This window comes from Mycobacterium paragordonae (assembly GCF_003614435.1).
In the GTDB taxonomy this organism is placed as follows: domain Bacteria; phylum Actinomycetota; class Actinomycetes; order Mycobacteriales; family Mycobacteriaceae; genus Mycobacterium; species Mycobacterium paragordonae.
Genome location: NZ_CP025546.1, coordinates 3,230,021 through 3,253,200, shown reverse-complemented (window position 1 = coordinate 3,253,200; position 23,180 = coordinate 3,230,021). Strand labels below are relative to the sequence as shown.

2 protein-coding genes are annotated in these 23,180 nt (G+C 68.1%); both read right to left on the bottom strand.

What is annotated here, in order from left to right; genetic code table 11:
- Positions 1 to 8 precede the first annotated feature (8 nt).
- Positions 9 to 1,721, bottom strand: a complete 1,713-nt coding sequence (locus C0J29_RS14825) for an ABC transporter ATP-binding protein (RefSeq protein ID WP_065164461.1) — start codon at positions 1,719 to 1,721, stop codon at positions 9 to 11.
- Positions 1,715 to 23,158 carry a non-ribosomal peptide synthase/polyketide synthase gene (locus C0J29_RS14820; RefSeq protein ID WP_120792788.1) on the bottom strand — a complete coding sequence of 7,148 codons (21,444 nt, stop codon included), beginning with the start codon at positions 23,156 to 23,158 and terminating at the stop codon, positions 1,715 to 1,717. Before C0J29_RS14820 ends, C0J29_RS14825 begins: the two co-directional genes overlap by 7 nt.
- Positions 23,159 to 23,180 lie beyond the last annotated feature (22 nt).

Sequence of the window (23,180 nt, the reverse complement as noted above, 5' to 3'; positions counted from 1 at the left end):
CCGGCTCCCTAGCGCCGCACGAGTTCGTGTTCGATCAATTCCCGGTAGACGGCCGTGCCCATCAGCTCGGTATGGGTTCCGGTGGCTTGAATGCGGCCCCCCTGCAGAACGAGGATCTGCCCGGCGGTGGTGACGGTGGACAGGCGGTGGGCGACGACGAGGATGCTGCGCCGGCCGCGCGCATGCAGCAGATTGGCCATGACGTCGTACTCGTTGGCGCGGTCGAGATGTGCGGTCGGTTCGTCCATCAGGATGAGCTGCGACCGGGACAGGAATGCTCTGGCCAGGGCCAGGCGCTGGCGTTGCCCACCGGACAGGCTGCGGCCCCGTTCCAGCACGGGGCTGTCGAGTTGGTCTGGGAGACGCGCGATTTCGTCGGCGATGTTCGCTTGCCGCAGGACGCGCCACAGGTTGTCGTCGGTGGCACCGGGATCGGCGATGAGCAGGTTGTCGCGAATGGTGCCGTGCAGCACCGGCGCGTCCTGCTCGAGGAGCCCGAGCCGACCACGCAGGTCCCGCAGCGCCATGGTGCGGATGTCCTGGCCCTCCCACCGAATCGTCCCGGCGTCCGGGTCGTGAAAACGGCACAGCAGCGCGAGAATCGTCGACTTTCCGGCGCCCGACGGGCCGATCAGCGCGGTGATCTGATCTCCGCGCAGCGTGAAGGAGACATCGTCGAGCACAGGTCCGCCGGAACCGTAGGAGAACGACACGTGGTCGAATTCGACCAGCGGCGTTTCATTTTGGCGCGGCGTCGACGGCACGGCCGCGGCGTCCGGCGACACCGGAGGGTCGCTTTCGGGGAGCTCACGCAGGGTGGCGACGAGGTGCTGGTAGGCACCCGCGGAGGTGCGGAAGGTGGCGAGTGCGGCGAAGCCGGCCGTGATCGGGAAGACCGCGTACATGGCGAAGGCGAACAGGCTGACGAAGTGGCCTACGGACAAGCCTCCGTCGGCCACCCGGCGCCCGTCGATGACCATGATGGTCAGAAATGAGACGGTGACGCCCAACCGGATTGCCCCGATGTTGATGGCCGTCGATGACGCCACCCGAACGCCGGCCCGATAGGCGGCCGCCGCACTGAGGCCGATGAAGCTGACTTCGCGCGCTTCGGCGCCGAACAGCTTGACCGTGCGGGCCGCGCCGAGCGCCCGGTCCAGGCCGGCCGTGTAATCACTCAGGGCCACTTGGCGATTCAGTGAGTCACGCTGGATCCAGGACAGGAACGGGCTACCGGCGCCGAACGCAACCGTCATGACCGCCACCACCACACACAGGGTGAGCGCGTCGATCGACAGCATGAAGGCGCCCGCACCGAGCAGCGTCAGCAATCCGAACGCGATGTCGCCTACGGCGCGGGGCATGTCGCGCAACTGGCCGGCGTCGCTGGTGCCGCGGGCCAGCAGGTCACCGGTGCGGACCCGGTCGAGCAGTCCGATCGGCAGGCGCACGACATGATCGGTGAAGTCGGCGCGCAACCGCAAGACGATCCGTTCACCGGTGCGGTCCAGCCGAAAGTGCCCCAGACCTTCCAGCGCGAGCTGACACAGCAGGACGGCGAGCAGCGCGAGCGCGGCACCCAGGTGCAATGCACCTGTCGTCGCGCGATCGACGAGCCGCCCGACCAGCAGCGGTTGCCAGAGGATGAGCGCCGTCGCGGCGCTGAGCAGTGACATGCTGACGGTCATCGAGACCCAGTGCGGGCGTAACAGAGTCAGCATGGCGGCGTTTCTCCGCCGAGCAGTCCGAGCAGGTGCAGATCGGTCGCGTACTTGACGATTACCGGCGCGGAGATGTGCGGTATATCCGGATTCTTCTTGTCGGGACCGATTTTGGCCTCCTGGACGGCCGCCCGGAATCGGTCGGTCGGCGCGTACGACCCGGTGGTCGGCGGGAGCGGCTGCACGGCTGAGGTATCGCGGGACGCCAGCAGCGGCAGCACGGAATGACGGCGCTGGGACTCCGGCAGGGTCTGCAGGGCTGCCTTTAATTGCCGCACCCACTCGCCGAAGTCGCTGATGCGCTGCAGCGGGTACCCCGCCTCGACCAGCCAGTCGACGTACTCGTCGAGTCCGATGCCGTCGTCGTGCGGATTCATGACGTGATAGGTCTGGAACCCGGCCACACCGGAACCGGCGACCTGGGCGCTCAGGGTGGTGATCGCCTCGGCGACGAAAGTCACCGGCAATCCGTCGAAGTGGGCACGTTGCCGGTTGCCCTCGTGATCGGTCCGGTAGAACGATGACGGTGCGATGCCGGTCGACACCACGCTCAGCACCATCCGGCTGAACATGTCCGACAGGTTGAGTTGTCCCGCATACGTGGTGTCCGCCAGCACCATGCCGCAGCGGAACACCGCGACGGGAAGCCCACACAGGTCGTGGGCCTCACGCAGCAGCACCTCGCCGGCCCACTTGCTGTTGCCGTAGCCGTTGGCCGGTTCGGCGGACAGGATACGGCCGGGGCTGACGGCGCGGATATCCGCATCTTCGGTGAATTCGGAAGGTTCGACTTGTCTTCCCACGTCGGCAGTCGACACGAAGGCGTAGGCCTTGAGTTTGGTGGTGAGCGCCAGCCGGATGAGTTCAGCGGTGCCAACGACATTGGGCCCGAACAGCTCGCTGTAGGGCAGGGCTCCGTTGACCACCGCTGCCGAATCCACAATCAGGTCAACGGTATCGGCCAGCCGCCGCCACGCGCTCCGGTCCAGTCCCAGATCGACCTGGTCTTTGTCCCCGGCCACGACTTCGAGGTGATCGGCCGCCAACTCCCGGTAGAGCCGCAGCAGATGTGGATCACCGCTGTCGAAGACCGCGTCCAGCCGCCGTCGGGCATCCTGGTCGGACTGTCCCCGCACCAGGCAGATCAGTTTGCCGTCTTTCAGCTCCAGCTGCTGCAGCCACTCCAGGACCAGGTATCGCCCGACGAATCCGGTGGCGCCGGTCAGCAGGACAGTCCGCACTTCGGTGCCCGCACCGGGCAGGCCCGGCGCCGCGGTCAGCGTCGGAGCCTCGATGAACTTGTCCAGAGTCAGGTCTCGCGCGTATATCTTGGCGCCGGCCCGGCCGTGCACGGCCGCGTAGCGAGGATCGGCGGCGGCGCCGTCGCCCACCGCTCGGCTCAGCCCTTCGACCGTCGGTGTTTCGAACAGGCTGCGCACCGACAGCCCGACGTTGAGCGCGTTGTTGATCGCCGCGATGACCCGCATCGCCGAGATGCTGTCCCCGCCCAGGTCGAAGAAGGATTCGTCGACGCCCACCCGGTGCAGGCCAAGCACTTCGGCGTAGCTGTCCGCCAGGATCTCTTCGACCTCGGTGGCGGGCGCGCGGTAACGCGACGTGTCGTGGTAGCTCGGCGCCGGGAGGGCGCGGGTGTCGAGCTTCCCGTTCGCCGTCAACGGGATCTCGTCGATGGTTACCACCGCGGCGGGCACCAGGTACGACGGCAGGCGGCCGGCCAGCTCCGCCCGGGCGCGCGCCGGATCCGCGGTTCCGGTCAGGTAAGCCACCAGGCGCCTGTCTCCGGGGCGGTCCTCGCGGACGGTCACCACCGCGTGGTCCACGCCGTCGAGGGCAGCCAGCGCCGCCTGCACTTCGCCGGGTTCGATGCGGTAACCACGGATCTTGACCTGCTCGTCGGCGCGGCCGACGTAACGCAACTGCCCGTCGGCGTCCCAGTGGGCCAGGTCCCCGGTGCGGTACATCCGGGTTCCGCTGCCGCCGAACGGGCATGCCACAAACCGCGACGCGGTCAGTCCCGGCCGGCGCCAATATCCCACGCCGAGCCCATGTCCGGCGATGTAGAGCTCGCCGACCACACCGGCGGGTACCGGACGCATCCGCTCATCCAGCACGAACAGCGCCGCTCCCGACACGGGTGTGCCGATCGGCGGCGCGCCCGCTCGCAGCGGCGCGCTCCTCGCCGCGTCGACCGTGGTCTCGGTCGGGCCGTAGGCGTTGATCAGTAACCGGTTTCCGGCCGCCCACCGATCCACCACCGCGGCCGGGCAGGCTTCGCCACCGACCACCAGCGCCATGTCCTCCAGACCCGCCGGCGAAAGCATCTGCGCCGCAGACGGACTCAAGTCGAGGACGCTGACCCGTTCGGCAACCAGCACGTCGTGGAAGTCGGCCGGGGAGGCCATCACGTCCTCGGGTATCACCACCAGCCGGCCGCCACGCAACAGCGCACCCCAGATTTCCCACACCGAGACGTCGAAGGCGTAGGAGTGGCACTGCGCCCACACCCCGGCCCGCGGCAGCGCGTCATCCAGCGATGCCGCCAGTTGAACGACGTTGTGATGAGTCACGGCAACGCCTTTGGGGACGCCGGTGGTGCCCGAGGTGTAGATGAGATAGGCGATGTCCTGCGCTGAGGGCACCGGCAGCGCGCTGATGGGATGCGCCGCGTTGTCGGGGTCATCGATGTCGACGCTGACGTCGACGACCGTGAGTTGGTAGCCCTCGAGTCTGCCGGCCAGGGCCGTGGTGGTGACGGCGGCGACCGGTGTCGCGTCGCGGATCATGAACCCGACGCGCGGATCCGGCAGTGCCGGGTCGATCGGCAGATACGCGGCGCCGGTCTTGAGCACCGCCGTTATCGCCACTATCGCTTCGGTGGATCGGCCGAGCAGCAGCGCGACGCAGGTGCCCCGCGCCGCACCGTATCCGGCCAGCCGGTGGGCCAACCGATTTGAGGCTGCATCAAGTTCGCGGTAGGTCATCGAGCGCCCGCCGCAGGTCACTGCGTCGGCTGCCGGTGTGCGCGCGACCTGGGCGGCCAGGGCCGCCGGGATCGACGTCTCGGTGACTGCGAGGTGGTTCAACACCGGATGATTGCCCCACGCGCCGAGCCGAATCCGCTCCGCCGCATCGAGCAGCGATACCGATGACACCCGCGCGCCGGGATCGGCGGTCATGGCCTCGAGCACGCGCCGCAATCGCTGCAGGAGAATGTCGATGCTTGCCGGGTCGAACACGTCGGTGCGGAATTCCACGGATCCGCCGAGTCCGGCCGGTTCGCTTCCCCCGGTGAAGCGCTCGGCCAGTGAGAACGCCAGATCCATTCGGGCGGTGCGGGTTTCGGCGGACAAGGGCTCAACTTGCAGGTTGCCGAGGGCAGCGGCCGGCAGCACATTGTTCTGCCAGGCCATCAGCACCTGAATCAGCGGGTGATGGGTCAGCGATCTGGCCGGGTTGAGCCGTTCCACCAGCAGCTCGAAGGGCACGTCCTGGTGGTCGTACGCGGCCAGGCTGCGCTCGCGCACCTGGCTCAGCAGTTCGCCGATTGTGGGGTCACCGTCGAGGTCGACACGCAACACCAGCGTGTTGACGAAGCATCCCACCAGGTCGTCCAGCGCTGGATCACTGCGGCCGGCGATCGGAAACCCGATAGCCACATCGGAACTCGCGCTGAGCTTGGCCAGCAGCACCGCCAGGGCCGCCTGCACCACCATGAACCCCGTCGCGTTGTGCGCCCGGGCCAGATCGCGCACCCGCCGGTGCAACTGTGCCGGCCAGTCCACCGTCACACTCGCGCCGCGGTAGTCGGCGACCGCCGAGTAGGGGCGGTCGGTGGGCAGCGTAACCCGTTCGGGCAGGCCGGCCAGCGCACTCTCCCAGAATTTCAGCTGTTCGCCCAGCCGGCTGCCGGGGTCCGCCGGGTCGCCGAGGCAATGTTGTTGCCACACTGTGTAATCGGCGTACTGCACCGGCAGCTCCGCCCATTGCGGAGGCTGGTTCACGCAGCGGGCCGCGTAGGCCAGTCCCAGGTCGCGGGCCAACGGCGCCACCGACCAGCCGTCCGCCGCGATATGGTGCACCACGATCGCGAGCACATTTTCTTCCGGCGCTACCGCGAAAAGCTGTGCCCTGATCGGGATCTCGGTGGCCAGATCGAACGCATGCCGTCCCGCGGTCGCGATGGCTTCGGTGAGCTGCCGGGCCGACCACTCCGTGGCGTCGACGATGCGCCAGCCCAGGTCGGCCTGGTCCACCGGCACGACCACCTGCCGCGGTCTTCCCCGCGACATCGCGAACACGGTACGCAGGCTCTCCTGCCGGGCGAGTACTTCAAAGAGGGCCGCACCCAGCGCGTCCGCGTCCAGCTTCCCGCGCATCCGCAGGGCCATCGGGATGTTGTACACCGCTGAGGGGCCGTGGAATTGATGCAGGAACCACAACCGGCTCTGCGCGAACGACAATGGAATCTCTGCAGGTCGCTCTACCGCGATCAGCGGATCCCGCCCGGCGCCGGCCGAACCGACGCGGGCCGCCAATTGGGCGACTGTCGGCGACTCGAACACCGCACGCACCGTCAGCCCGGCGTGCAGGGCGGTATTGATCGCAGCGACCAGGCGCATCGCCGACAGCGAATCCCCGCCCAGGTCGAAGAACGACTCCTCCACGCCGACCCGCGCCAGCCCCAGTACCTGAGCCTGAATGGCGGCCAGGATCTCCTCGAGCGGATTGGCGGGGGGACGAGAAACGCCTGCGCCGTAGTCCGGCACCGGGAGGGCGCGCGGGTCGAGTTTCCCGTTGACCGTCAGCGGCAACGCATCCACCACCACGAGCGCGGCCGGCACCATATAGGCCGGCAGCCGCTGACTCAGCGCGGACCGGATCGCAACGACGTCGATGGCATCGCGGTTGGACTCGGTGAGGTATCCGACCAGCCGTTTGTCGCCGGGACGGTCCTCGCGGACGATGACCGCCGCCTGCTCGACTCCGTCCAGCCCAGCCAGGGCGGCGCGGATCTCCCCCAATTCGATGCGGTAGCCGCGGATCTTGACCTGCTGATCCGCCCGCCCCACATACATCAGCTGCCCGTCAGCGCCCCACGACGCGAGGTCCCCGGTTCGGTACATGCGCGTCCCGGGAGCACCGAACGGACAAGCCAGGAACCGCGAGGCCGTCAACCCGGGCCGTCCCACATATCCGACCCCCAGGCCCGCGCCGGCAACATAGAGCTCACCCACCACGCCCGCGGGCACCGGGCGCAGCCAACCGTCGAGCACGAAGAACGCGAGATGGTCCAACGGCACACCGACCGGGCTGCCGGTGCCGATGAGATCCTCGGCCACGATCTCCCGGATGGAGGCGTGCACCGTCGTCTCGGTGATGCCGTACAGGTTCAGCAGGTGCGGAGATCCTGGGTTACTGTCCAGCCAGGCGCAAAGGCGCTGCGGCTCAAGCGCTTCCCCACCGAACACCACCGAATGCAGCTGTGAGCGCAGTCCCGGCCCGGGGTCGAGCGCATCGGCGGTCTGCAGCGCGTAGAACGCGGAGGGGGTCTGGCTCAAAACGCTGACCTGTTCAGCCACCAGCACGGCATGCAGTTCCTGCGGTGAACGGATCACGGAGTCGGGCACCACCACCAATCGCCCACCGCTGAGCAGCGCACCGAAGATTTCCCATACCGAGAAGTCGAAGGCCAGCGAATGGCACTGCGACCACACGGCTTGCGGTGGCACGCGGTCGTTCAACGACGCCAGCATCCTGATCACGCTGCGATGCGGTATGGCCACCCCTTTGGGAACTCCGGTAGTGCCGGAGGTGTAAATGACATAGGCGATGTCTTCGGGCTTCGGCACCGGCAACTTGGCGACCGGATCTTGGCCCGGGTGTGGGTGGTCGACATCGATCACCAGGCCGGCGAACTCCTCGATCCGCCCGGCCGTCCCACCAGAAGTGATCGTGGCCACCGGTGCGGCATCGGTCAGCATGAACCGGATTCGCGAAGCCGGCAGGCCCGGATCGATCGGCAGATACGTCGCTCCGGTCTTGAGCACCGCCAGAATCGCCGCGATCGCCCGCGGGGATCTCGGAAGGAGCAGCGCCACAACCTTTCCGGGGCCGACACCGTGTCCGGCCAGCAGCCACGCCAACCGATCCGCGACGTCGTCCAGTTCCCGATACGTCATCGAGTCGCCGCCGGCGCACACCGCTGTGGCCTCGGGGGTACGCGCAACCTGGTCAGCCCACAACTCCGGAATCGACGCTGCGTCAAATCCGGTTTCACTCAACGCTTCCCGGTTACCCCATTGGGCGAGCCGAGAATGCTCATCACCGTCGAGGGCGTCTGTCGTGAGCAACCGGCGCGTTGGGTCGGCCGTCATTGCGGCTAACAGGCGTTCGAACCGCCCGATCAGCGTGTCGACATCCTCGGCGGCGAATACGGCGGCGTCGAATTGCACCCGGAGCCCCAACTCGGAGCCCGGCAGTACCCGAATCGTCAACGGGTAGTGGGTGACGTCGCGGCTGCTGCCCTCCGTGATCCGCAAGTCGTGGGAACCGAGCACCGCGGCGGCGTTAAGCGGGTAGTTCTGGTACACGAAAAGCGTGTCGAACAGCACATTCTGACCGGTGATGCGATGAATTTCGCTGAGCGCCAGGTGCTGATGCTCGAGGGTGTCGTTCTGGGCGCGTTGCAGCCGGTCGACGAGTTCGACGGTGGTGGTGGCCGCGTCGGCGGTGGCGCGCACCGGCACTGTGTTGATCAGCAACCCGACCATGGCCTCCGCGCCGGCCATATCGGACGGCCTGCCGGAAACCGTAGTGCCGAAGACGACATCGTTGCTACCGGTCAGCCACATCAGCAGCTGCGCCCACGCGCCCTGCAGCACGATGTTGACGGTGGTGTGGCAGGACCGCGCCAGATCGCTGACCGCCCGGGTTATTTCGGCCGACAACGGGAACGACGCATCACCTCGCGGTCCCGCCTGGAGTTGACTCCGGGGAGCGACCACGGTCGGGACCTCGAAACCGGCCAGCTGCTGCTGCCAGACCGCGCGGGCGGCGGGGATGTCGCGATCGGCCAACCAGGTCACGAAACGGCGGTAGGACACGGGCGCACCGAGCGGCTGCCCGTAGTAGTCGGCGAAAATTTCTTTCAGCAGGATCGGTACCGACCAGCCGTCGAGGACGATGTGGTGGTTGGTCAGCACGAACCGGTGCTCCTGCGCCCCGGTGCGGATCAGCACCGCCCGGATGGACGGCGGGTCTGTGAAGTCGCACACCGCGGCGCGTTCGGCGGCGCAGACCGCATCGACCTCATTGGCCTGGAGTTCCAGGTATTGCCATGGCACTTGGGGATCGGCGGGGATGATCTGCATCGGTTCGTCGAATTCTTCGCTGAATCGTGCGCACAGGTGGGGATGCCGCGCCACCACCGTCTGCACCGCTGCGTGCAGGCGCTCGGGATCCAGGGAGCCGCTCAGCGTGAAGTCCAGTTGCACCGCGTAGACATCATCGAAGACGTCACCGTGTGCGGTGCCGGCGTGGAAGAGCAGGCCCCGCTGCAACGGGGTTAACGGCAACACGTCGGCGACGTGGTAGTGCCGCGCCAGCTCGTCGATCTGCTGCTGGCTCAACCGGGCGGGGGTGAGGTCCGACGGGGTGAGTCCGCCTCCACCGCCTTGCACGTGCGCGCACAGGCCGGTCAGTGCCTCGAACCACAACCGGCTCAGCCGGTTGATCTGCGCCGTGTCCAGAGCTGACGTCGCCCAGGTCCAATGTGCCTGCAGACGTGGTCCTTCGGCTGTGTCGAGGGTGCTGGCGTTTACCTCCACGGTATGCAGCATCGGCACGGACACACCGGTGGACGGCAACCGGCGCTGCACCGGCCGCCATCCGTCGCCGGCCGCGTTGAGTGCGGAAGTGCCAAGTCGGCCAAGGTAATTGAATCCGATGGCGGGATCCGGGCCGGAGAGTCCGGCGTCGGCGTTCAGGTAGCGCAGCACGCCGAAAGTCATCGGATGCGGCAGGGCGCGCAGTTGTTCCTTGCCCGCTTTGATCACCGAGCCCAGCTCGGACGTGCCGGCGACCACCCGCGCCCACTCGATCTCGGGCAGCGCCAGCGCGACCGGGTACTTGGTGGTGAACCACCCGACCGTCCGCGACAGGTCGATGTCCGCGGCGAGTTCGTCGTGGCGTCCGTGCCCCTCGACCGCGATCCCGACGGGCGCACCGGTGGCGTCGCAGAACTCCGCGCATGCCAGTCCGAAGGCGAGCAACAGGATGTCTTGTACGCCGGCATGAAACGCCGCCGGCACCGCACCGAGCAGCATCCGGGTGTGCTCGGCATCCAGCGTCAGCGACAGCTGACCGGCAGTGCCGAACGTGTCCACGTCCGGGCGCACCGCCGGCAACGCCGCTGGGACGGCGAGGACCCGCCGCCAGATGTCGGCCTGCTCAACCACGTCGGGCCGGCCCGCATACTCGGCCAGCAGGGAAGCCCACCGCCGGAACGAGGTGCCGTTCTCCGGCAACGCCACCGGCTGACCGTGAGTGTGCTGGGCCCACGCGGTGATGAAGTCGCTCAACAGGATTCGCCACGACACCCCATCCACCGCGAGGTGGTGAATGATCAAGACCAGCTGTCGGGCGCCGGTGACCCACAGCGCGCTCAGCATCACCCCTGCGGCCGGCCGCAGCCGCGACCGCGCCGCGGCGACCTCGTCATCGGACCATTCGGGCACGGCCCGCAGACACGTCGTCGCGTCCACCGAACCCGGCCCGGGGACCAGCAGCGACCATTGACTGGCGTCGTCGGTGACGAGCCGCGACCGCAGCATCGGGTGGTGGTCCAGCAGCGCCTGCAGCGCCGCCGCCACGTCAGCCTCGACCGTGCCGGCCGGACCTTGCAGCACCATCGCCTGGCTGAACTGGTCGATGCAGCCGCCAAGAGTTCGCAACGTCCACATGACCGGGGTGGCAGGGACCGTCCCGGCGCCGTCGTCGGGGACCACTCCGCCGCCGGCCTGGGTGGCCACCCTGGCCACACCGGCAACCGTTTGTTCGGCGAAGATATCGCGCGGCTTACAGACCACCCCCGCCGCGCGCGCCCGCGCCACCACCTGCATCGACAGGATGCTGTCGCCGCCCAGTTCGAAGAACGACTCGTCCACCCCGACCCGCTGCAACCCCAGCACCTCGGCGTAGATGCCGGCCAGGACTTCCTCGACGGCGCCGGTCGGCGCCCGGTAGCGTTGCCCGTCCTGAAACTCCGGCGCCGGCAGCGACTTTCGGTCCAGCTTGCCCGACGAGGTGAGCGGGAACTCGTCGAGCACCACGATGTGGGCCGGCACCATGTAGGCCGGCAGTCGCGCACTCAACCGCCGGCGCACCGCACTGATGGTGCGGGTTTTGTGCGGCTCGTTGGCGTAGGCCGTGCGCCGGTGGTTCTCGGCCGGAGGCCGGTAGACGTCGGTCAGCGGTGACCCGCCGGTCAGGAAAACGGCGTCGACGGTGCCGGGTTGCGCGCCCCAGGTGACCGCGACGCGGTATCCGGCGGCTGCGCCGAGGCGGTGCAGTTGTTCGGGATCGACACCGCCGGCGTCACCGTCGACCGGAGGCCCCGTCATGGCCTCGGGCAGCGGGAATCCCGCGGCGAGAGCACGCTCGGTGTGGACGTCGGCGGCAAGTCCGGCGCGCGGAATGCCGGTGACACGAACGGCGGCAGGACGATCGGACATCAACCGGGCACTCAACCCGGCGGCGTCACTCCACGACCAGGTGGACGTGCTGGCCAGCGACCGGACCGGAGCGGGAGCTTTGTGGACGAGGATGTCGTAGCGGTACCGGTTCAGTTCGTTGTCGGCCGATCCGCGTTTGACTTGGATGTCGAGCCCGCCCACCGAGTTGTTACCGGCTGCCCAGCTGGTGAAAAACTCTGGGGCGAGCAACAATTCGGATTCACTCACCATGGCGCGACGGACCCGGCGGCGGATCTCGCCGGCATCGGCGGTGGTATCGGTGAGCGCAACCGATGTCTGGAACGCGGCCTGCAGAGTGTGGTTGCGGATGTCGCCGAGGAACAGGGCACCGCCCGGTGCCAGCAGGTCCAGGGCGCTGTCGATGACCTCGGTCAGATATCCCACGTTCGGGAAGTACTGGATGATCGAGTTCAGGATGATGGTGTCGAAATGAGTGTGCGGTAGTCCCGAGGTGACGTGGGCGGGCTGAGCCAGCAACCGGACACGGTCCCGCCACGGGACCTGCGCCTGTTCCAGCGCGCGGGCGAGGTTGCCGATGGCGACCCGGGACAGGTCGGTGGCGACGTATTCGTCGCTGTGCGGTGCGATTTGGGACAGCAGCAGCCCCGAACCGGCGCCGATCTCCAGCACCCGTCGCGGTCGTAGGGCCAGGATCCGGTCCACCGTGGCCGAACGCCACTCCTGCATCTGCTCGAGGGGAATCGGATCTCCGGTGTAGCTGCTGTTCCAGCCGCGGAAATCCATGCCGAGGCTCGGCGCCGCAGCATCTTTGCCGGATGAGCTGCCCGATGAGCTGCCGTACAAGTCGTCGTAGAGGTGTTGCCACTGTTCGACGATGTCGGTGTCGTGGGCGGCGTCTCGATCGGCTTCGGGGCTGGGTGACAGGGTGACGTAGGCGACCAGCTGGGCGCCACCGGACGCGTTGTGCTGCGTGGTCGCAACCGCCTGGTCGATCTGCGGGCAGGCCAACAACGCGTTCTGGATCTCGCCGAGTTCGATGCGGTACCCGCGGAGCTTGACCTGCTCGTCGGCCCGCCCCTCATAGCGGAGCTGGCCGTCCTCGCCCCAGCACACCAGATCTCCGGTCCGGTACATCCGGGTCCCCGCCGGCCCGAACGGGCACGCCACGAACCGCGTCGCCGTCAACGGAGCCCTGCGCCAATACCCTACTGTCACAGCGCTACCGGCCACGTACAGCTCCCCCACCACACCCGGCGGGACCGGACGCAGCCAGCCGTCCAGCACGAAAAAGGCCAGATGGTTCAGGGGCACGCCGATAGGGCTGACGGTGCGCTCGACATCTGCGGCGACGATCTGGCGCACCGAGGCGTGCACCGTCGTCTCGGTGGTGCCGTACAGGTTCAACAGGCGCGGCGCCCCGGGGTGGGTCTTCAGCCAGGCCCGAAGACGTTGGGGTTCCAGCGCTTCCCCGGCGAACAACACGGTCTGCAGTTGCAGCGGCTGCCCCTGACCGTCGACGGCCTGCAGAGCATAGAACGCCGACGGGGTCTGACTCAGCACGCTGACCTGCTCGGCGGCCAGCAGCGCGTGGAATTCCTCGGGTGCGCGGGTGACCGGTTCGGGCACCACCACCAGGCGGCCGCCGGACAACAGTGCACCGAAGATCTCGCACACCGAAACGTCGAACGCCAGCGAATGCCATTGCGACCACACCCCGGCCGGACCCGTGCTGTCGCCAAGGGAGTCGAGCAGCTGTGTGACGTTGCGATGAGTAACGGCAACGCCTTTCGGAACACCGGTGGTACCCGAGGTGTAGATGAGGTAGGCGACATCGTCGGGAGCCGCGTCGGGAGCCGCGTCGGGGGCGACGACGGGGACGGCGACGGGCAGCGCGATGTCCGGCAGGGCGGCCGGGGTGTCGGCGATGTCGAGGACCGGCAGGTCATGCCCGGCGAGTCGGCCGGCCAGCGCGGCGGTGGTCACCGCGGCGACCGGGGCGGTGTCGTCGAGCATGAAAGCGATGCGGGCCTCTGGCAATGCCGGATCGATCGGCAGATAGGCCGCTCCGGTCTTCAGGATCGCCAGAATCGCCGCGACCGCCTGCGCCGAGCGCGGAAACAGCAGCGCCACCGACGTTCCCGGCCCGGCGCCGGCGCCGGCCAACCTGTGCGCGAGCCGGTTCGCGGTGTCGTCGAGTTCGCGGTAGGTCAGCGAATCGCCCTCAAAGCGCACCGCCACCGCCTCGGGCGTGCGCGCGACCTGAGCGGCCCACAACACCGGAATCGACGCCGACGCGGGCACGGCCCGACTCAGCGCCGGTTGATTGCCCCAGTGCGTGAGGCGCCGATGCTCACCGCCATCGAGCACATCCAGCGAAGACAACCGCCGGGCCGGGTCGGCCGCCATCGCCGTCAGGATCCGCTCGAAGCGCCCCGCCAACGCGTCGATGGCGGTGTCGTCGAACACCTCGGTGTCGAATTCGACGCGCAGTCCCAGTTCGGGCCCGGGTAGGGCCTGGATCGTCAGCGGGTAGTGGTTGTAGTCGTGTCTGGACATCTCGGTGATGTCCAGGCCCTCAGCGCCCGACAGCGTGGCGAGATCCATCGGGAAGTTCTGGTACACGAACAGGGTGTCGAACAGTATGTCGTGCCCGGTGATTCGGTGAATCTCGCTGAGCGCCAGATGCTGGTGCTCGATGGTGTCGTTGTGGGCGCCGTGCAGTTGGCTGAGTAGGTCTGCGGCGGTGGTGGCGGGAGTGAGGGTCGCGCGCACCGGCACCGTATTGATGAGCAGCCCGACCAGCGAGTCGGCACCGGCCACCTCGGCCGGGCGCCCGGAGACTGTGGTGCCGAAGGCGACGTCATGGTGACCGGTCAGGCAACTCAGCAGTTGCGAAAATGCGCCCTGCAGAACGATGTTGACGGTGGTATGGCAGGAGCGCGCTAACTCGTTGAGGGCCCGCGTGGTGGTGGCGGGTACCCGGAGCAGCGTCGCGCGCCGCGGACCGGGACCCGACCGGCCCGGCGTTCCGACCAGCGTGGGGGTGTCGAAGCCGCGCAGTGTCTGCCGCCAGGCTTCCTGGGCGGCCGCATCGTCTCGGTCAGTCAGCCAGGTCACGAAGCGCCGGTAGGGCACGGCCGCCGGCAGCCGCTGCCCGTGATAAGCGGCGAAGATCTCCCGCAGGATGATCGGCATCGACCAGCCGTCGACGACGATGTGGTGATTGGTCAGCACCAGCCGGTGCCGGTGCTCGCCGGTGCGAATCAACAGCGCCCGGAAGGCCGGTGGGCTCGTGAGGTCGCATACCGCGGCGCGCTCGGCGGCACACAGCTGCTGAATCTGCTCGTCGGTGTCTTCATCGGTGTCTTCATCGGTGTCTTCGTCGGCGTCAAAGTGCAGGTACTGCCACGGCAGCGCCGGGTCGGCCGGGATGAGCTGCACCGGCTCGTGGTCACAGAAACGGGCCGCCAGATTCGGGTGCCGGGTGAGCACGGTCTGCACGGCCGCACGCAGCCGCTCGGGGTCGAGGGCACCGGCGATCGCGAATTCCATTTGTACCGCGTATACGTCGCCACCGGTGGCGGCGGCGTGAAAGTGCAATCCCTGCTGCACGGCGGTCAGCGGCAGCACATCGACGATGGCGTACTGCGACTGCAGTTCGTCGAGCGGCTGCTGACTAAGCCGGGCCGGCACGATGTCCGACGGCGTCAACCCGCCCCCGCCGCCGCGCACCTGCGCGCAGATGCCGGCCAGTGCCTCAAACCACAACCGGCTCAACCGGTTTACCTGCTCCTGGTCGAGGGCCGACGGCGCCCACATCCAGTCCGCGTGTAATTGCGGGCCCGCCTCGGTGTCGACGGTGAAGGCGTTCACCTCGATGGTGTGCATCAGCGACAACGGCAGTCCCGCGTTGCTGTCGGCAACCCGGTTCCCGACGGTCCAGATCCGGCCGTCCGACTGCGCGGGGGCGCCCAGGCGACCGAGGTAGTTGAAGCCGATTGCCGGCTCGGCGCCGGGCATATCGACATCACCGTTGAGATAGCGCAACAGGCCGTAGGTGACCGGATGCGGCACAGTGCGCAGTTGCTCCTTGAGGTCCTTGATCGCCGAACCGAGTTCCGCGCTCCCCGCCACCACCTGGGCCCAGTCCGGCGCGTCGACGGCCAGGGCCACCGGGTACCTGGTGGTGAACCAGCCCACCGTGCGCGACAGGTCCACCATGGGCGCGATGTCGTCGTGGCGCCCGTGTCCCTCCACATCGACCAGGATCGGCGCCTCGCTGCCGCCGAGAAACTCGGCCCACGCCAAGGCGAATGCGATCAGCAGAATGTCTTGCACCCCAGCGTGAAACGCCGTCGGCGCCGCGCCGAGCACCATCCGGGTGGTGTCGGTGTCCAAGGCCACCGAGACGTGCCCGGCGGTGCCCAGAGTGTCCACTTCGGGCCGCACCGGCGGCAGCACGTTGGACGCGTTCAGTACCCGGCGCCACGCACCCGCCGTGTCAACCACCGAGGGAGCGTGGGCGTGCTCATTCAGCAACGACGCCCACCGCTGAAACGACGTGCCGGCCGAAGGCAACGTCACCTCACGCCCACCGCGCAACTGGCTCCAGGCGATGTTGACGTCGTGCAGCAGGATCCGCCACGACACGCCGTCGACGGCCATGTGGTGAATGACCAATGCCAGCTGGCCGGATTCGGCGCACCACTGCGCGCTCAGCATCCGGCCGGACCCCGGGTCCAACTGAGACCGGGCCTGCGCCAACGTCTTCGGCGTGATTTCGGCCACCTGCTGGATACAGCTCCCGGCATCCGAACCCGGTTCGGGCACCCACCAGCCGTCACCGTCGCCCCTGAGGCGCAACATGGCGTGCCGGTCGATCAGAGCCTGCAGCAGCGCCCGGACATGGGTCTCGGTGACCCCGGCCGGCGCCTGCAGCACCATCGTCTGGTTGAACTGATCGACCGCGCCGCTCTGACTCTGCAGCCAGCGCATGATCGGGGTGGGCAGCAGCTCGCCGATGCCTTCGTCGACCACATCGGAGTCACCGTCGGTCAGCACCGCGACGCGGGCCACCCCGGCGACGGTCTGTTCGACGAACACGTCGCGCGCCCGGCACACCACGCCCGCATCCCGGGCGCGCGCCACAACCTGCATCGCCAGAATGCTGTCGCCGCCGAGATCGAAGAACGGCTCGTCCGCACCGACGCGGTCGAGTCCGAGGACCTCGGCGTAGATCGCGGCCAGGATCTGCTCGACGGCGCCGTCCGGTTCCCGGTAACGATCCACGTCCTGGTATTCCGGCGCGGGCAGGGCGCGGCTGTCGAGTTTGCCGTTTACGGTGAGCGGCAACGCATTCAGCGGTACCAGGGCGGCGGGCACCATGTACGACGGCAACCGCTGCGACAGCACCTCACGTACGCGCATCAGGTCGGGTGATCCGGTGAGGTAACCCACCAGACGCTTGTCGCCGGGGCGATCCTCACGCACGAGCACCACCGCCTGATCGACGCCGTCAATCGCGGCGAGCTCCGCCTGCACCTCACCCAGCTCGATGCGGTAGCCGCGGATCTTGACCTGATCGTCGGCCCGGCCCAGGTAATCCAGCTGTCCGTCGCGTCGCCAGCGCACCAGGTCTCCGGTGCGGTACATGCGGGCGCCGGGCGCGCCGAACGGGCACGCCACGAACCGGGCGGCGGTCAGCGAGGGTCGCAGCCAGTACCCGACTCCCACCCCCCGCCCCGCGACGTAGAGCTCGCCGACCACACCGGCGGGCACTGGCCGCAACCATCTGTCCAGCACGAAGAGTGCCGCGCCCGACACCGGTGCGCCGATCGGCGTGGGCCCCGAATTCGGCTGCAGCGGTCGGCTCATCGCCGCATAGACGGTGGTCTCGGTGGGGCCGTAGGCATTGATGACGACCCGGCCCGGCGCCCAGCGATCCACCAACTCCGACGGACACGCCTCGCCGCCCACCACCAGCGCTGTCGATTCGAGCCCCGCAACGTCCAACATGCCGGCCGCAGAGGGGGTTTGAGTGAGCACATCGATGTGCTCGGCGGTCAGCAGGTCGTGGAAGTCGGCGGGCGAGGCCGCCACGTCCTCCGGCACGACCACCAGCCGTCCCCCGCGCAGCAGCGTGCCCCAGATCTCCCACACCGAGACGTCGAAGGAATACGAGTGCCATTGCGTCGCTGCGAACGCGAGCGGCGCGGCGTGGTTGCGCCCGCTGAAGAAACCGGTGACCCGCAGCAGCTGCGTCACGTTGTGATGCGTGATCGCAACGCCTTTGGGCACGCCGGTGGTGCCCGATGTATAGATCAGGTAGGCGAGATGATCGGGCGCCGGCATCGGCCGGGGGGTGACCGGACAGGATCTGATGTCCGGGGCGGCGCTGTCGATCACCGGCACACCGTGCACCTCGAGTCTGTCGATCAGCTCGGTGGTGGTGACCACGGCCACCGGCGCGGCGTCGGTGAGCATGAAACCGATCCGGGCTTGCGGGAGTGCCGGATCGATCGGCAGGTAGGCGGCACCGGCTTTGAGCACTGCCAGCATCGCGACGATCGCGTCGGCCGACCGGCAGAACACCAGCGCCACCAGCGTTCCGGGATGAGCGCCGCGACGCGACAGGTGGTGCGCCAGTCGGTTTGACGCTCTGTCGAGCTCGCGGTAGGTCCACGAGCGATGCCCACACGTCAACGCCACCGCCGCCGGGGTGAGCGCCACCTGCGCCGCCCACGCCTCAGGGATCGACACGGCGGGGGGCGCGGGCTGGGTCAGCACCGCGCGGTTTCCCCAGCGATTCAGCCGGGTCTGCTCACCGGGCGCGACCAGGTCCAACGACGACAACGGTTTTCTCGGGGAGGTCGTGGCCGCGGTCACCACCGACTGCAACCAACCGCACAGCGCCTCGATGGTGTCCGCATCGAACACGTCGGAGCGGAACTGGACTGTCCCGCCGATCCCGGTGAGCTCACCGTCCTCGCCGTGCCGCTCGGCCAGCGAGAAAGTCAAATCCATTCGGGCGGTGTGGGTGTCGACCGCAACGGGCGCGACCTCGAGAGCACCCAGGTCGACGTTGAAGTCGATGTTGTTCTGCCAGGCCAGCATGACCTGGATCAATGGATGATGGGTCAGCGAACGGACCGGGTCGAGGCGCTCGACCAGCACCTCGAACGGCACGTCTAGGTGTTCATAGGCGGCCAGGCTGCGTTCCCGCACCTGAGCGAGCAGGTCTGCGAAGGTCGGATTTCCGTCCGCCACCGACCCCAGGTCGACCCGCAGCACCAGGGTGTTGACGAAGAATCCCACCAATTTGTCCAGAGCCGGGTCACCACGACCCGCGACTGGAAACCCCACCGCCACATCGCGACTGCCGCTGAGTTTGGACAGCAGCACCGCCAGTGCGGCCTGGACCACCATGAAGCTGGTCGCCCCGTGGGCTCCCGCGACTTCGCGCACCCGCCGCGCCAGCGTGGCCGGCCATTCCAGCACGACCTTGCCCCCGCGCTGTTCGGCCACCAGCGGGTAAGGCCGGTCCACCGGCAACTCCAGGCGCGGCGCCAACCCTGCCAGCGCCTGCTCCCAATACCGCAGCTGACCGGCCATCGGGCTGTCCGCATCGGCCAGATCACCGAGAGTCTGCCGCTGCCAGAGCGTGTAATCGGCGTACTGCACCGGCAATTGCGTCCAGTCCGGAGGCTGTCCGGCAGACCGCGCCAGATACGCGGTACCCAGGTCAGCCGCCAGCACGCCGACCGACCACCCGTCGCCGGCGATGTGGTGCACCACCACCACCAAGATGTGTTCCTGATCGGAAACCTTGAAGAGGGTGGCGCGGAGCGGGATTTCGGTGGCCAGGTCGAAGTGGTGTTGTGCCGCGGCTTCGATGGCCGCGGTCAACCGGTTCACCGGCCACGAAGTCGCATCCACAATGTGCCAACCGAAGTCGGCCTGCCGCAACGGAATCACTGTCTGGTGGGGCACGCCCTGGACCGCGGCGAACACTGTGCGCAGGCTCTCGTGCCGGCCTATCACGTCGGTCAGTGCGACACCCAGCGCCTCGACATCCAGCGTCCCACGCAACCGCAAGGCCGCCGGGATGTTGTAAAGCGCTGACGGACCGTGGAATTGGTCGATGATCCAAAGCCGGTTCTGGGCAAACGACAGCGGGATTACGGCGGGTCGCGGGACCGCCGCGAGCGGCTGCAACCGGTTGCCTCCCAACCCGATACGTGGGGCCAGCGCAGCGATCGACGGCGCGTCGAAGAGCGTGCGCACGGCAAGACCGGCATCCAGCGCGGTGTTGATCGCCGCGACCACCCGCATGGCCAACAGGGAATCGCCGCCGAGGTCGAAGAACGACTCGTCGACACCGACCCGCTCGAGTCCGAGCACATGGGCGTAGATGCCGGCGATAATCTCCTCGATCGGCGTGGCCGGAGCCCGGTAGTGATCGTCGTCGACGTACCTCGGCGCCGGCAGGGCTTTGGTGTCGAGTTTGCCGTTGATGGTCAGGGGCAGCCCGTCCAGGACGATCACTGCGGCGGGCACCATGTACGACGGCAGCCGCTCCGCCGCTGCCGCACGCAGCCCGTGCGGGTCCAGGCTCCCGTCGGCCGACTCGGTGACGTAAGCCACCAGGCGCTTGTCACCCGGGTGGTCCTCGCGGACCGTCACGACCGCCTGTCCCACCCCGTCGACCTCGGCCAACGCGGCGGCTACCTCACCGCTTTCAATGCGATACCCGCGAATCTTGACCTGCTCGTCGGCGCGGCCCACGTATACCAGCTGCCCGTCGGCCCCCCAGCGCACCAAATCGCCGGTGCGGTACATGCGCGTGCCCGGCTCCCCGAACGGACATGCCACGAACCGCGACGCCGTCAGACCCGCGCGACCCACATATCCGACACCCACCCCGGGGCCGGCCACATACAGCTCGCCCACCACCCCGACCGCCACCGCGCGCAGCCACCGGTCGAGCACGAACAAGGCGATATCGGGCAACGGCAGCCCGATCGGGCTGACGACGCACTCGGCGTCGGCGTTGACGATCTCCCCCGCGGAGACGTGCACGGTCGTCTCGGTGATCCCGTAGAGATTGAACAGCCGCGGCGAGTTCGGGTGATCGCGCAGCCACGTTCCGAGTCGCTGGGGCTGCAGCGCCTCCCCGCCGAAGATCACCACCTGCAGCTCGAGCTGCTCTCCCATATCGCGTTGCGCCACGTCAACGGTTGCCAGCGCATAGAACGCCGACGGGGTCTGACAGAGAACGCTGATTCGCTCGGCGGCCAGCAGGGCGTGAAAGTCGTTGGGTGAGCGCACCACCTCGTCGGGGACCACCACCAGCCGGCCGCCGTGCAGCAGCGCCCCCCAGATCTCCCACACCGAGAAGTCGAAAACCAGGGAGTGGCACTGCGTCCACACCTGCTCCGGCGTCAGTTCCAGGTCGGCGTCCAGCGACCCGATCAGCCGGGTGACGTTGTGGTGAGTGATGGCAACACCTTTGGGAACACCGGTGGTTCCTGAGGTGTACATGAGGTAGGCGACGTCGGCGGGAACCGGCGCGGACCACTCTGTTCCTGAAAATGGTTGCGGCTCAGCATAATCGAAGTCACTGCCGTCGATCGTCGGCAGTTCGTGCCTGCTCAGTGTGGCGGCGAGGCCGGCGCTGGTGACGGCTGCGCAGGGCGCGGCGTCGCCGATCATGAAATCCAGCCGGGAGCCGGGCAGCGCCGGGTCCAGCGGCAGGTAGGCGGCGCCGGTCTTGAGCACCGCCAGAATGGCGATGACGGCCTGCGCCGAGCGCTCCATCAGCAACGCCACCACCGCGCCCGGACCTGCCCCGTGACCGGACAGCAAGTGCGCCAACCGGTTCGACGACTCATCCAGCTCGCGATAGGTCCAGGACCGGTCGCGGTAGGTCAGCGCGACCGCGGCGGGGGTGCGCGTTACCTGCGCCGCCCACGCCGCCGGGATCGACACCGCGGCGGGCAACGGCCGGGTCAGCGCGGCGTGGTTGCCCCACCTGGACAACCGGGCATGCTCGCGGTCATCCAGCAGCTCCAGCGCGGACAAACGTCGTCCTGGGTGGGTGGTGACCACCGTCAGCACCGTTTGCAGTCGCGCGACCAGGGCCTCGATCGTGGCGGCCTCGAATACGTCGGTGCGGTACTCCACCCGTCCACCGATGCCGCCGAGTTCGCCACTGTCCGCGACCCGGTCGATCAGGAAGAACGCCAGATCCATCCGTGCGGTGTGCGTGTCGACCGGGATAGGGCTGATTTGCAGATCGCCCGCGACGAGACCGACGGTGGGGTCGTTGTTCTGCCAGTTCAGAATCACCTGGATCAGCGGGTGATGGGTCCGCGAACGGGGCGGGTTGAGCCGATCGACCAGCACCTCGAACGGGACGTCCTGGTGCTCGTAGGCGGCTAGGCTGCGCCGACGCACCTGGGCCAGTAGCTCGGCGAAACTCGGGTCACCGTCCAGGTCGACCCGCAGCACCAGGGTGTTGACGAAGAATCCCACCAGGGCGTCGAGCGCGGGATCTCCGCGGCCGGCGATCGGGAAACCCGCCGCCACATCGGAAGTGGCGGCCAGCCGAGACAGCAGCACGGCGAGGGCCGCCTGCACGACCATGAAGCTGGTGGCGTTGTGCTCGCGGGCCAGCTGGTGAATCTGCTGCTGCAACAGGGCCGGCCAGTCCACCCGAACCTGGTCACCGCGGTGATCGGCGACCGGCGGATAAGGACGATCGGTCGGTAGTTCGAGCCGCTGGGGCATCCCGGCCAGGGCCTCTTCCCAATAGGCCACCTGCGCCGCGAGTGGGCTCTCCCGATCGGTCAGATCCCCGAGATTGTCCCGCTGCCAGAGCGTGTAATCGATGTACTGCACCGGCAATTCGGCCCAGTCGGGCGCCCGCCTGGCACACCGGCTGATGTACGCCGCAATCAGGTCACTGGCCAGCACACTGATCGACCAGCCGTCTCCGGCGATGTGGTGGACCACGACCACCACCACGTGATTGCGCTCGTCGACCCTGAAAAGCTTTGCCCACAGCGGGATTTCAGTGGCGAGGTGGAACGGGTGACGCGCCGTGTCCTTGATGGCCGCATCCAGCCGGTCGGCCGGCCACCCGGTCGCATCCACCACCTGCCAGCCGAAGTCGGAGCGCGCGGCCGGCATGACAACCTGCCTCGGTATTCCGTCGACCGCGGAGAACACCGTGCGCAGTGCCTCATGGCGGCGCACCACATCGGTCAGCCCGACGCCCAGCGCACGCTCATCCAGGTCCCCGCACAGCCGCAACGCCACCGCCCGGTTGTACACAGGTGACGCACCCTGCAACTGGTCGATGAACCACAACCGGCTCTGGGCATACGACAACGGCACCACCGCCGGTCGCGGAAGGGCCCGCAGCGGTTTGAGCCGTCCCGTATCGCCCGCGATGCGCGACGCCAGTTGGGCTATCGTCGGCGCGTCGAAAAGCGCACCCACACGCAGGTCGGCGTTCAGGGCGGCGTTGACGGCGACGATGACCCGCATCGCCGACAGCGAATCCCCGCCGAGATCGAAAAACGAGTCGTCAACGCCCACCTGCTCGACACCGAGCACCTGGACGTAGATGTCGGTCAGGACCTGCTCGACCGAAACCCCGTCGAAATTGTTGCGCTGAAGTTCGCCCTCAAGTGTTGTCATGGCGCCGCCGAGTTGCAGACGG

Coding starts and splice junctions, on each gene's coding strand:
- C0J29_RS14825 (WP_065164461.1), bottom strand. CDS start 1,721: ATGCTGACTCTGTTACGCCCGCACTGGGTCTCGATGACCGTCAGCATG.
- C0J29_RS14820 (WP_120792788.1), bottom strand. CDS start 23,158: ATGACAACACTTGAGGGCGAACTTCAGCGCAACAATTTCGACGGGGTT.